Consider the following 12,688-nt stretch of genomic DNA (forward strand, 5'->3'; position numbering starts at 1 on the left):
CCACCTCACCTACGGCACCGAGGTCGCCGCGCTTACTCGTGGCGGCCCTGAACCCACTGTTCCAGCATTTGCAGGCACATGGCGCGGTCGTCGTCCGACGCCTTGGCGAAAGCGCGGTTGTAGTTTTCCTTGATCCAGGTCTCGTCGGTGCCGGCGCTGTCACGCGCCAAGGTCAGCCACATCAGGCCGCGCGCAGCCTGCCGCGGCAGGCGGTCGCCGTTGAACAGCATCTGCCCGAGCAGCGCCTGGGCCTCGTGCTGGCCCTTCTGGGCGGCGAGGCCAAGCCATCGTGCGCCGTAGCGGAAATCCTCGCGCGAGGCGTCCGGCGTCTTCAGATAGAGCCGGGCGAGATCGTACTGGGCATCCGCGTTGCCGAAATAAGAGGCCGCGTAGGAGAACATCTCCCGCGCCCGGTCCGGATCGGCCTTGATCTTCGAGTTCGGGATACCGCTCAAATAGTAGCGGCCGAGCGCGACGAAGGCGTTGGCCACGACCTGCGCCTGCGGCGCGGACGGGCTGTCCTCAGCATGGGCATTGGCGATGCGGGTGAAATATTCGAAGGCGCGCACGTCGTCCTGGGCCACGCCGTCGCCGCTGGCGTACATGCGGCCAAGCTTCCACTGCGCGATCGGGTGACCGCCCTCCGCGGCATATTGCAGAGCGCTGAGCGAGGTTTCCTGGGTCGCGACCGGCGGCAAGGACTTGCGCACCGCGCCCGCAGCACCAGGCAAGGTGGTCACGACCGGGATGGTCGCATCCTTCTGGTTGACCGGCGCACCATCAAAGGCGAGCGCCGGCGCCGCCAGCGCGGCAGCCCCCAACACAAACGCAACGATGGCACGCCTAGATGTCCGCATAACACTGTTTCTCGTGCGCGCCGCCCGGATGGGTTACTGCCCCACCGACCGCTGGTCCAACCTGCTGGGCATATTTCCAGAGCGCGCCCGTCGTGTGGTTAGTCGCGCGAGCGCTCCATTTGGTCTTGCGTTGCGCGAGCTCGGCGTCGCTCAATTTTACGTTAAGGATTCCGGCAACGGCGTCGATCTCGATGATGTCGCCATCCTGCAACAGTGCGATCGGGCCGCCGATGGCAGCTTCGGGCCCGACATGACCGATGCAGAAGCCGCGGGTGGCGCCGGAGAAGCGGCCGTCGGTGATGAGCGCGATCTTGCCGCCCATGCCCTGGCCGGTCAGCGCCGCGGTGGTCTGGAGCATTTCCCGCATGCCGGGGCCGCCCTTGGGGCCCTCGTAGCGGATCACGATGACTTCGCCTTCGCGGTACGTGCGGTTCTGGACGGCTTCAAAGGCGTCCTCTTCCCGGTCGAAGCAACGCGCCGGACCGGTGAACCTCAGATTGGACATTCCCGCGACTTTCACGATCGCACCTTCTGGCGCCAAATTCCCCTTCAGACCAACCACACCGCCGGTGACGGTGATGGGCTTGTCTGCCGGGTGCACCACGTCCTGGTGCGGATTCCACTTCACGCTCTTGAGGTTTTCGGCGATCGTTCGACCGGTGACAGTGATGCAGTCACCGTGGAGAAATCCGTTGTCGAGCAGCGTCTTCATCAGAAGCGGTATGCCACCTACTTCAAACATGTCTTTGGCGACATAACGGCCACCCGGCTTCAAATCCGCGACATACGGTGTCTTTTTGAAGATTTCGGCGACGTCGAACAGGTCGAACTTGATGCCGGCTTCATGCGCGATCGCCGGCAGGTGCAGCGCAGCATTAGTCGAGCCGCCGGAGGCCGCGACCACGGCGGCCGCGTTCTCGAGCGCCTTGCGGGTGACGATGTCGCGCGGCCGGAGATTGGACGCGATCAGGTCCATCACCTTCTCGCCTGCGGTCATGCAGAAGGCGTCGCGGATTTCATACGGTGCCGGGGCACCGGCCGAGTAAGGCAGCGCCAGGCCGATCGCCTCGGAGACGGTCGCCATGGTGTTGGCGGTGAACTGCGCGCCGCAGGCGCCGGCCGAGGGGCACGCCACGCGCTCGATCTCGTCGAGATCCTCGTCCGACATGGCGCCGACCGAGTGCTTGCCGACGGCCTCGAACATGTCCTGCACGGTGACCTGCTGTCCGCGAAAATTGCCGGGCAGGATCGAGCCGCCATAGATGAAGATCGAGGGCACGTTGAGGCGGACCATCGCCATCATCATGCCCGGCAGCGACTTGTCGCAGCCGGCCAAGCCAACGAGCGCGTCATAGGCATGGCCGCGCACGGTCAGCTCGACGGAGTCGGCGATGCATTCGCGCGAGGGCAGCGAGGAGCGCATGCCGTCATGGCCCATGGCGATGCCGTCGGTGACCGTGATGGTGCAGAATTCGCGCGGCGTGCCGCCGGCGGACGCGACGCCCTTCTTCACCGCCTGCGCCTGGCGCATCAGAGAGATGTTACAGGGGGCGGCCTCGTTCCAGCACGAGGCGACCCCGACGAAGGGCTGGTGGATCTGCTCGGTGGTCAGACCCATGGCGTAGAAGTAGGACCTGTGGGGCGCGCGCGAAGGGCCTTCCGTCACGTGACGGCTCGGCAGCCTCTGCTTGATGTTGGTCTTGGCGTCCATCGCGACCAGTTTCCTTGGCTAACCCTTGTCAGACCCGGAACATCAGACCCAAGATTTGAATCGACCTTGGGATTTTCCGCCGCCTGCAAGGGACCAGCCCAGCCCCTGAAACATTAGAGTTGGATTTTATTCATGTTTGGGTGTGGCCAAAAAGCGGCGCCGATGCGAACGGACTGCGATAGGGGTCAAATCGCGCGGGAATGTTGCATGAAGAGCACAAAAGTGGCTCAGAGGACACGGAAAAGCCTACTGTATTACCCTCGTGAGACCGGCCATCCACAACTGCAGATTTTGTGAAGGGAGAGGCGCGCCCCGCCTCGCGGCAATGGCGAGCGGAGCCAGACTGAGTCGACCGTTTCCCACCCCACGCATCCTTCGGGGCCTCCGCTGCGCGCCGGCGCCTCGGGGTGACGGCGATGGGATGAGAGCTCTCTCCCTCCACACCGTCGCCTTAGCCAAAGGCAGCAGGACGATCAGCATCAACGCATTGACTCGTATAGGGTACCCCCCTATCTTATGGGCATGTCACATACGATCAAGCACAAGTCGAAGCTCATCGGTCGGGTCCGGCGTATCAAGGGCCAGCTCGAGGCCGTCGAGCGCGCGCTCGAGTCGGAGATCGGCTGCGCCGATGTGCTGATGCTGGTGGCTTCGGTGAAAGGCGCGATCAGCGGTCTCACCACCGAGCTGTTGGAAGACCACATCCGCCATCATGTCGTGGATCCCGCGCACGAGAAGGATCCGGAGAAAGCCAAGGGCGCCGCCGACCTCATCGACGTCGTCCGAACCTATTTGAAGTGAAGGGATGACCGACCTGTCTCACCTGCTCCAGCAGAGCAGCGCGCATGCATGGCTGTTCGTGCCCAGCGCCATTCTCCTCGGCGCGCTGCACGGTCTCGAGCCCGGGCATTCCAAGACCATGATGGCTGCGTTCATCATCGCCATCAGGGGCACCGTGCTCCAGGCCGTGCTGCTCGGCCTGTCGGCGACCATCTCCCATACCGCCATCGTCTGGGCGATCGCACTCGCGGGGTTGTATTTCGGCCGGGAATTATCCGGCGAACGCAGCGAGGCCTATCTGCAAATGGCGTCCGCCGTCATCATCATCGGCATCGCCGGCTGGATGGTCTGGCGCACCTGGCGGGAGCAGAACCACGCGCACGACCATCACCACCACGACGAACCGCAATCCATCTCGCTGGCAGGGTTGCAGCTCTTGCTGGAGGTGTTCGAGGACGGCGTGCCCCCTCGCTGGCGGATCCGGAACGAGGCCGGCGAACTTCCCGCCGCCGGCGATATCAAGGTGACCACCATCCGCGAGGACGGCTCGGAGCAGACATTCGCGTTTGCCGCTTGCGATGGATACCTCGAAAGCGTCGGGGAGATTCCCGAGCCGCATGCGTTCAAGGCGCGCATCGCGCTTGCAGGCGACGCCACCGAGATCCTGTTTGAGGAGCATGATCACGACCACATGGATCTCGGCGACGAGGACGACGCGCACGCGCGCGCCCATGCCGCCGACATCCGCAAGCGCTTTGGGGGGCGCAACGTGACGAGGGCGCAGATTGTGCTGTTCGGCCTCACCGGCGGACTGATCCCCTGCCCCGCCGCGATCACCGTGCTGCTGCTTTGCATACAGCTGAAGCAATTCAGCCTCGGCTTTGTCCTTGTGCTGTCCTTCGGTGTCGGGCTTGCGATCACGATGGTGTCGGCAGGCGTTCTCGCCGCGCTCAGCCTGCGCCATGTCGAACGGCACTGGGGCGGCTTCAGCCGTTACGCCCACCGCGCGCCCTACGTGTCGGCGGCCCTGATCGTCTTCGTCGGCCTCTACACCGGCTGGACTGGCCTGCACGAACTGATGTTGTGATCGGCAGCGGCGCGACATCGGCTGCCTGTCCGGTCAGCCTTTCGTGCTCGCAGTCTTATCAAGCGCGGCCCGCAGGCCCTTGGCGAGCTTGATGGCGTCGTCATGAGCCCAGAAGTGCATGAAGAAGAGCCGTGGCTGCTCATCCAGCATGTGGCTGTGCAGTGCCGTCACCTCGATGCCATTCGCCAGCAGTGCCGCAAGCACCGAATTCACCTCGTCACCTGACAGAACGAAGTCGCCGGTGATGGCGGCGTTGCCCCCGCCGGTTGGCTGGAAGTTGATGCCGATTGCAACGCCCATCGCCCCGACGGGGGTGAGCGGCATGCCCTCCTGCGTGATCGGATCGCGGCGCTTGACGTTGAATTGGTAGACGCCGCCATTGGCCTGTCCCTTCGCGCCGATGATCTGGTCGAGCTTGGTTGTATCGAGATCGACGGCGGGCGGCGGATTGGCCGGCGCGGCAACAGTCGGCGGGGTCTTGCTTTCGGCGAGTGCGTCGTGGATCGCTGAGGCCAATTTGACGGGGTCGCCGTGTCCCGCGACATGCATGTAGAACGTCGCCGGGCTCGCACGCAGGAGGTGGTTGTGCACGGCCGTGATCTCGAGACCGCTCGCGATCATCTTCGCCATCACGGGATTGATTTCGGTCTCGAGGAGCACAAGGTCGCCCATGACCATGGCGCCACCATGGGCTGGCTTGAACGCCACCCAGCCGCCGAGGGCCAGTGCCGGCTTGATCGCGACCCCGTCCAGAGTCACGGACAGATCGTTGCGAGGAAACCCGTATCGGTGGACATCATCCGAGACGGCGGCCTTGCGGCCTAGCGTTTGGTCGATCGCCTGCCAGTTGATGTCTTCCGCCTGGGCCGGCGCAATGAATTGCGCAGCGAGCGACGCTGGGCCCATGACGGCGGCCAGCAAGATGGCTGCGTGACAGGTTGTTCGTAGTCGCATGGTCATTCTCCTGGTGTCCCTGCCCCAGGTCGAATCCGTTTTTCGGGCTCAGGCATCCGCACCGCGCGCGCCGACGCATGCCGCGCGAGGCGAATGAGCCATTCTGTCGAAAGAAATCGAGGTGCGTGAAGTGGACATGCTGCGCCCTTGATGATCAGGACGCGATGCTTGGGCATGTCGCCTCGCGGGGAGACCGCATATCCCCGATGCCTCAACTAGAAACCCGGGAGTCCAAGCTGTCAATCGCGTGCAATCAGCGGATCCGCGAAAAGATTTCGCCGATCCCATGGAACGAAATCGATTGACGCCCTCTCGCCCCGGCTTTGTCCAGGGCGCTTGGCCGCTCGGCTTCGTCGAGACGGTCGGGACGACGGGCAAGCTTTAGGTGCGCTGGTCCGCACCGCGATCGAAACGCGCGAACATCGCGCTCGTCAGACCGCCGAGCAAGGTCCAGAACACCAGGCTCGTCACCGTTACCGCCGTGACGAACTGATGCGTCAGCGACGACGGCACGTTGGTCTCGATGTTGGCGAGCTCCGGTGCGCCGATCAGATGCGGCAGGGTCAGCAGGATCACGCCGGCGACCGCGGCCGGCACCGAGCGGCGGAAGGCGATCAAAGCGAGCCCTCCCGCCGTGGCCAGCACGGCGGCGAGCCACCAGATCTGGCGCGACAAAAGCGGCGCGGCGGGCACGCCGGGCAGCTCCGGAGGCAGGCCGAGGCCGGGCGCCAGGGTGAAGACGGCAAAGCCCGCAAGGCCCCACAGCAGGCCTTCATGCCAGGACACAAGGGCCCCCGTAGCGCCGCTGCGCACGGCGAAGAAGCCGGCCAGCAGCAGCGCGAATCCGATCGCGGTCAGGATATTGGCGGCCGCAGTATAGGCGTTGCGCTCGAAACCATCGCGCGGCTCCCAGGCCCCGGCGCCATGGTCGTGGCCGCCGGCGCCATGGTCATGGCCTGCGTGGTCATGCCCGGCTGCTGCCGGTTGCGCAGTGGCCGGAGTGTCATGCTGGTGCGCCTCCGCCGCCTTCTCGAAGACTTCCGCCTTCAGGATCAGGGGGACGGTGCCGAACTGCTGGACGACGGTGACGATGAGACCGACGATGAAACCGGCAATGACCGACGCGAAGACGATCGAGCGAAATGTGCTCATGCCACCCCGGTTAGTGGCAGGGGAACGCGTTCGAGTGCCGCACGTCGTGGGCGGCGTTGTGGACGACGTCGATGTGGGAGAAGCCGACCATGCCGACGACGAACACGCCGAGCACCATGGCCATCAGAGCCTGCGACCGCCGTCCCACCTGCCCGGCGGCGACCGGAAGCGTGACCTGGGCCGTGACCTGGGCGTCTGCGAGCTGGGACTGGCTCATGGCTATTCTCCGTTGGCGATTTGCGCGTCTTCTAGCAGCTTCCGGGCAATGTCGCGACTGGTAAGATGCAGGCTCGTCCCCGGCAAAATGCCCTTGCGGGCGATCTTGGCACCGGCTGCGGCCCGAAAGGCGGCCTCAAACTGCCGGAAATAGCCGAGGCAGGCGTCCGGCGTCGGCTCGCTGCCCAGCAAGGTCCGGAAGGCGCCCCGGTGCACGGCGCAGATCGCGCCATGTCCGGCGACGGGAAACACCAGCGACGCGATGTCGTCGCGCCAATGGACCTCGTTGCTCAATCTGTCGCGCGCCCCGTGAGCACCATAGGTGAACTCCCGGCGCTACCCTACCACAGCTATCGACGAATTCCGCCAGCCCGCAATCAGGCCGGCTCACGCTCCGCGCGCGTCCTGATCATGGCCCGCTCGCTCGCCGGCATCGACGAGCTGGCCGATGCCGGTGCGGCCCATCAGCGGGCAGCGGATGATGTTCTCGGCGACCGACCTGCCGAAACCCTAGGTTCGCCCGCGCAGGCGTTGGGCCCGGGCCCAGGCCGCGGTCACCTCGTGCGGGGGAATGTCGACGCGCTTGATCGGTAACAGCTGCCCGGACGCAGAGACGATCGCGGTCTCCTCACGGCGGCAGCGCGGACAGACGAACCTAACCTCATGCGGCTGCGCCGACCAGCTCGCGCGTTTGACGTTGGCCGCCATCGGCCAAGCCTCGCAATGCGAGCAAGACACGAGAAACCGGCCGGGATCGAGCGTACCCATCCATAGGACTCCGTGTCCTGCCCGCTTACTCCAATGACTATCCTGTAATGACCATCCTGCGTGATCGTTCCGGTGTCCCGGCACCGCCGAGCGAGCTCATAGCCACATAGGCCAGCGTGTCGTGCGCGACCTCGCCGGCATGCCTTGCTTTCAGTGCGCGCCGCGGAGCGTGCAGGAGGTGGTGCACGTGACCGTATTGCCGTGGTCACACGACTTGCAGGCGGCAACGCACTGGTTCATGTCGCGGGGATTGTAGGAGCTGTAGTTCCGCAGCGCGCAGAGCGGTGTCGAGCCCGTGACGTCCTGCTCCTGGTTGCAGGCTGCCGTCAGAAGCGCAAACAAGATGACCGCAAGCAGACGCATGGGATGTCAACCATCGAACGAGCTACAGGCAATTTCGCATGGCGACCTTGCCCCAGGCATTCCCATCGCCGGGAGACGCAATGCGCGACTCCCCGCTTTCCCATCAAGGATGCGTCTCAATTGTTAAGAACGGCTTGCGATCACGCGCGATCCTGCAAACGCAGGGATGCCGCGTCGTGCCTCGTTCCAATTGGAACCCTTAAGCCGTTTCAGGCCGCCGCCTTGGTCGCGATCGCCTGGCGCATGTCCACCGCAAGCTGGCGGTACTGCTCCCCGAGCTTCAGGTAAAACTCGCGCTTCTTGCTGTCGGTGGCGAGCTTGGCAATCAGCTCGCATTCGGCGGTGAGCGTCTCGAACCGCTCCAGCCTGTCCTCAAGTTCTGTCATCGGCGTATCCCCATTAAACGCCTCAAGGACAACTAACCTAAGCCCAGACATTAGGTCATTGCGAACATTGTTATAGGGTAGAATCAATTATTCGCGGGCGGACGGCTATTTGCTCTCCAACCGCCAAGCGCCGTTCCAATCGGCTGCCGGCGGGTTGGCCTCGAACTGTGCAATGCGGGCGAGCAAGGCGCGCGACGGGCCGTCGCCGGGAGCGCTCTCCAGCGCCGCGTTGAACGCGCTGCGTGCCTCGTCGAAACGACACGCGCGATAGGCGGCAAGGCCTTCCGCATAGTACGCGCGCAAGCTCTCCTGCGGCGGATTGGGCGCGCCTGCCCTGCCCATCACCTCGAACACGGGCTGCGGCACGCTTTGGCCGACCACCGCGAGACGGTCGATCTCGCGCAATTCGAGGCGCGCGCCGATCGCCTCGGCGGTCGCCTGCGAGATCAGGATGCGGGTGCCGTAGACCTTGTTGGCGGCCTCCAGCCGCGAGGCGAGGTTCACCGCGTCGCCCATCACCGTAAAGCTCATCATCAGCTCGGAGCCGATGCTACCGGTCAGGACCTCGCCAGTGGCGATGCCGATGCGCAAATCGCACGGCACCGGCATGGCGCGGATGCCGAGCAGGTCCGGCAATTGCTTCTGCAATGCGGGCACTTCGTCGGCCATATCGATGGCGGTAAGCCCGGCGAGCAGCGCCTGCTCGTCCTCCTCGACGAAGGGCGGGCCCCAATAGGACATGATGGCGTCGCCGATATATTTGTCGATCACGCCACGGTTGTTCCGGATCGGAGCGGACATCACCGTGAAATAGTGGTTCATCACCTTGACCAGGCCGCGCGGGGTCATGCCCTCGCTCATCGAGGTGAAGCCGCTCATGTCAGAGAACATGATGGTCATCACCCGGCGCTGGCCGTCGATGGCAACCTCGGGCCGGTCGATCAGGCCCTGCACCACCTTGGGATCGATATAGCGGCCGAACGTCTCGCGGATGCGCTCGTTGTGGCGCAACTGCTCGATCATGCGGTTGAATGCGGCCGCGAGCTCGCCGATCTCGTCCTGGGTCGAGACCGTGATGGCCTTGTCGAAGCGGCCCGCCTCGACCTCGCGAGTGCCGGCGAGCAGCAGCCGCACCGGGCGGGTGATGCCGCTACTGACCAGCAGCGCAAAGGCAAATCCGACCACCGCCGCAAGGACGGTGACGATGCCGGAAATGATGATCGCCTGCCGCTGGTGGCGGATCACCTGCGACGTAGAGACGAAAACCTGCTTCAGCATGTCGGCCCGGATCGCGTCGATCTTCTGGTTGAACTGGTCGCGCAGCGCGTCGATATGCTCCAGCGTATTGCGGGCTTCTATCATCTGCTGGGCGTCGATCTGCTTGAGCAGCTTTGCGTGGTCCTCGTTCTGATCGCGGCGCAGCTCGATGACGGCGGTCTCGATCCGGGTCTCGATCCGGGCCAGCGCGGCATTGTCGGAAGGCGTCCTGGTATCGTCGATGATCGCGTTGATGTGCTTGCGTGCGCTCTCGGCCTCCTGCTCGATCTTGCGGTCAGCGTCCTCGAACTCGCGCAAGCGCGCCGCATAGGCCTCCTCGTCCGTTGGCGACTGCATCTTCATCATGACCATGCGCCGCAGCGCTACCGCCCGCTCCAGCGAACGGATATTGGCGCGCGCGAGATCTCCGTAGGCCGGGATGTAGCGGTTGGTCAGCTCGTCAAGGAGGATGCCGACCTGGCTGGACATCACGATCGACAGGATCGAGGTGACCAGCATCAGGACGATCAATCCGAGGGCGATGCCGACGATCTTGCGCCGGATCGACTGGTTGAAAAGCGGCATGAGGCGCGGGCAAAAGGGGTGAAAGAAGGCTCGGGAACCCAATACACCGAATTTGGGCCCGGGAACACGCGCAATCTGGCCGTTCACGCGCCAAGAGCTGCCGCAACCGTCGCGCAAACCCCTATTCGTTAACGAAGGTTAAGAGCTCTCCGTTTATCCTCCGTTGCGCAAGTTCCCGCGTTCCATCCGTATTTTGCCGCATTGTTGCGGCAGCGTGAGGAATGCGAAACGATGCCGTGTCATCGTTCTTGATGGGGTTTTGATTCTCGGCCGCATGTCGTCGCGGACTTTGGTTTGTGCTGGTTTCGCAGGGGGGAACCACGGAATGAACCAGTGCCTACGCTCGCTCGCGTGTGTGTTTGCCATGGCCGCTGTAGCCCTCCTTCCGACGGAGCTGGCAGCGAAGAGCAAGTCATCAGCGCCGAAGAAGACGCATGAGGCCAAAACCGGCAAGCACCGTCATGCTGAATCCGGCAAGCACGGCAAACATGCCGAGGCCAGGCGCAAGTCGAAAAAGCAGGACGACGAGCCCGCGGACAAGCCCGCCCCGCCGCCGCTGACCGGCGACCTCGCCGCGCTCAAGGACGCGATCGACCTTGCACGCAAGGGCAAGACTGATGATGCGACCGCGGCGCGCGACCGCATTGCCGATCCCGCCGGACAAAAGCTCGCCGACTGGTTCATGCTGCGCCATTCCGAGAGCACGGCGGATTTCAAGCGCTACGCCGCCTTCCTCGCCGCCAATCCGGATTGGCCGAGCGCCGCGCTGCTGCGCCGGCGCGCCGAGGCGCGGCTGTGGCAGGAGAAGACCGATGCGGCCACCGTGCACGCCTTCACGATGGACCGGCCCACCAGTGCCAAGGGCGGTTTCGCGCTCGCCCGCGTGCTGCTCGCCGAAGGCGACAGCGACAGGGCCGCGCGTCTGGTGCGTGAGGCCTGGCGCTCGGAGGAACTGTCCGAGCGCAGCGAGGAGGATTCCTACGCAGCGTTCCGCGACCTCCTGACCGCCGAGGATCATCGCGCCCGCATGGACAAGCGCCTTGGCGCCAAGGACTACGCCGGCGCAAGGCGTGCGGCCAAGCGGCTCGGCGAGGACGCGCTCGCGATCGTCAAGGCCTGCTCGGCGGTCAACGGCAAGGAGAACAAGGCCAAGGACTACCTCGAAGACGTCTCGGCCGATGCTCGCCGCGACCTCGGCTATGTCCTCTGCCGCGCGCAATGGCATCTCCAGAAGGACCGCATCGACGATGCGGCCGAGGTGATCCTCGCTGCGGCGCCCGACACCATGGCGGTGCAGGATACCGATGCCTGGTGGCGCGAGCGCCGCCTCCTGGCGCGAAAACTGCTCGACCAGGGCAAGTCCGGGACGGCCTATGATGTGGTGCGCGCCGCCGCGGTGCCGGCGATGGAGGTCTATCGCGTCGACTATCACTTCATGTGCGGCTGGATCGCGCTGCGCTATCTCGACGATCCCAAGACCGCGATGATGCACTTTGCGGCGATCGACGAGGGCTCGCCCAATCCGCTCGCGCTATCGCGCGCCCATTACTGGCGCGGGCGCGCCGCCGAAGCCATGGGGGCCACAGCCGACGCGCGCATGAGCTACAGGGCCGCCGCGCGCTATCCAACCGCCTATTACGGCCAGCTCGCCCGTGCACGCCTCGGCCTCGAGGGAATCGAGCTGCGGGCGCCCTCGCCCGTGCTGGCCTCCGTCGGCACGCCGGCCACGGACGAGCGCGTGCGCGCCGCCGACATGCTGTACGGCATCGGAGAGCGCGACACGGTGTATTACTACGCCGAGGATTTCGCCAAGGAGAGCACCGACGTCGCGGCGCTCGAAGCGCTCGGCGAGCTCGCCGGCCGGCGCAACGATGCGCGCGTCATGCTCGAGGTCGGCAAGTCGGCGCTGGCGCGCGGGCTGGCGCTGGACCATTACGCCTTCCCGACGATCGGCATTCCTGAACATAAGCAGGTCGCGCCCGCGATCGAGACCAGCGTGATCTATTCAGTGGCGCGCACCGAGAGCTCGTTCAACCAGCGCGACAAGTCGGCCGCCAATGCCGTCGGGCTCATGCAGGTAACGCCCGAAGCCGGCCGCGATACAGCAAAGCGCTTCGGCGTGACCTATGACTGGGACAGGATGGTCTCCGATCCCGTCTACAACACGCAGATGGGTGCCGCCGAGCTCAGCGCGTTGCTGTCGGAATATCGCGGCAACCAGATCATGACCTTCGCCGGCTACAATGCCGGCCGCGGCCGGGTGCGCGAATGGGTGCAGGCCCACGGCGACCCCAGAGATCCCAAGATCGATCCGGTCGACTGGGTCGAGCGCATCCCGCTGTCGGAGACGCGCAACTACGTGCAGCGGGTGATGGAGAACGTGCTGGTTTACCGGGCCCGCTTCGAGGGCAGCGGTATGGTGGCCGGCAAGGACGTCCAGCGTGTCACGTCACAAGACGTGGGTGCGGCACCGACGGCATCGGCCGCAGCCCCCTCGCCCTAGGCCCGCACCGCCGGGGCTGGAGCGCGGCGCGAAGCTGGACGGGGTGACTGCGGCCGACGGCTCTGCGCG

The 12,688-nt window shown here is 65.1% G+C and carries 13 protein-coding genes; 3 read left to right on the top strand and 10 right to left on the bottom strand.

The features are described from left to right. Window positions 1-32: 32 nt before the first annotated feature. Both ABIC09_RS15985 and ilvD read right to left on the bottom strand, forming a co-directional pair. Window positions 33-857, bottom strand: a complete 825-nt coding sequence (locus tag ABIC09_RS15985) for a tetratricopeptide repeat protein (RefSeq protein WP_148753758.1) — start codon at window positions 855-857, stop codon at window positions 33-35. Then, window positions 844-2,568 (bottom strand): dihydroxy-acid dehydratase, encoded by a 1,725-nt coding sequence (gene ilvD, locus ABIC09_RS15990; RefSeq protein ID WP_354036981.1) that lies wholly within the window; start codon window positions 2,566-2,568, stop codon window positions 844-846. Before ilvD ends, ABIC09_RS15985 begins: the two co-directional genes overlap by 14 nt. A gap of 522 nt (window positions 2,569-3,090) precedes the next feature. Between ilvD and ABIC09_RS15995 the strand changes: the two genes are divergently transcribed. Together ABIC09_RS15995 and ABIC09_RS16000 are read left to right on the top strand one after the other, a co-directional pair. Next, the gene (locus ABIC09_RS15995; protein ID WP_063706516.1) at window positions 3,091-3,369 is read left to right on the top strand and encodes a metal/formaldehyde-sensitive transcriptional repressor; all 279 of its coding nucleotides are present in this window, start codon (window positions 3,091-3,093) and stop codon (window positions 3,367-3,369) included. Between the two features lie 4 nt (window positions 3,370-3,373). Then, on the top strand, window positions 3,374-4,435 hold the full coding sequence (locus ABIC09_RS16000; protein WP_354109860.1) for a nickel/cobalt efflux transporter: 1,062 nt from the start codon (window positions 3,374-3,376) through the stop codon (window positions 4,433-4,435). Window positions 4,436-4,468: 33 nt separating this feature from the next. Here the strand turns inward: ABIC09_RS16000 and ABIC09_RS16005 are convergent, their stop codons facing one another. The 8 genes from ABIC09_RS16005 to ABIC09_RS16040 all read right to left on the bottom strand — a co-directional run bounded on the left by ABIC09_RS16005 (window position 4,469) and on the right by ABIC09_RS16040 (window position 10,116). Next, entirely contained in the window at window positions 4,469-5,341 is an 873-nt protein-coding gene (locus ABIC09_RS16005; RefSeq protein WP_354110005.1) for a DUF1259 domain-containing protein, read from the bottom strand. 429 nt (window positions 5,342-5,770) lie between these two features. After that, on the bottom strand, window positions 5,771-6,541 hold the full coding sequence (locus ABIC09_RS16010; protein WP_354036984.1) for a CbtA family protein: 771 nt from the start codon (window positions 6,539-6,541) through the stop codon (window positions 5,771-5,773). Between the two features lie 10 nt (window positions 6,542-6,551). Further along, complete coding sequence (locus ABIC09_RS16015; protein ID WP_354109861.1) at window positions 6,552-6,758, bottom strand: CbtB domain-containing protein; 207 nt, start codon at window positions 6,756-6,758, stop codon at window positions 6,552-6,554. 2 nt (window positions 6,759-6,760) lie between these two features. Further along, window positions 6,761-7,051 (bottom strand): hypothetical protein, encoded by a 291-nt coding sequence (locus ABIC09_RS16020; RefSeq protein ID WP_354109862.1) that lies wholly within the window; start codon window positions 7,049-7,051, stop codon window positions 6,761-6,763. A 216-nt stretch (window positions 7,052-7,267) separates the two neighbouring features. Further along, complete coding sequence (locus ABIC09_RS16025) at window positions 7,268-7,525, bottom strand: hypothetical protein (RefSeq protein ID WP_148753752.1); 258 nt, start codon at window positions 7,523-7,525, stop codon at window positions 7,268-7,270. A 150-nt stretch (window positions 7,526-7,675) separates the two neighbouring features. Further along, window positions 7,676-7,888 carry a hypothetical protein gene (locus tag ABIC09_RS16030; protein WP_148753751.1) on the bottom strand — a complete coding sequence of 71 codons (213 nt, stop codon included), beginning with the start codon at window positions 7,886-7,888 and terminating at the stop codon, window positions 7,676-7,678. Window positions 7,889-8,097: 209 nt separating this feature from the next. After that, window positions 8,098-8,274, bottom strand: coding sequence for a hypothetical protein (locus ABIC09_RS16035; protein WP_187435144.1), 177 nt, complete (start codon window positions 8,272-8,274; stop codon window positions 8,098-8,100). A 105-nt stretch (window positions 8,275-8,379) separates the two neighbouring features. Beyond that, window positions 8,380-10,116 carry an adenylate/guanylate cyclase domain-containing protein gene (locus ABIC09_RS16040; protein ID WP_354109863.1) on the bottom strand — a complete coding sequence of 579 codons (1,737 nt, stop codon included), beginning with the start codon at window positions 10,114-10,116 and terminating at the stop codon, window positions 8,380-8,382. Between the two features lie 325 nt (window positions 10,117-10,441). Between ABIC09_RS16040 and ABIC09_RS16045 the strand changes: the two genes are divergently transcribed. After that, on the top strand, window positions 10,442-12,619 hold the full coding sequence (locus tag ABIC09_RS16045) for a lytic transglycosylase domain-containing protein (protein WP_354109864.1): 2,178 nt from the start codon (window positions 10,442-10,444) through the stop codon (window positions 12,617-12,619). Window positions 12,620-12,688 lie beyond the last annotated feature (69 nt).

The organism is Bradyrhizobium sp. S3.12.5, assembly GCF_040548225.1.
GTDB classification, from domain to species: Bacteria; Pseudomonadota; Alphaproteobacteria; order Rhizobiales; family Xanthobacteraceae; genus Bradyrhizobium; species Bradyrhizobium cytisi.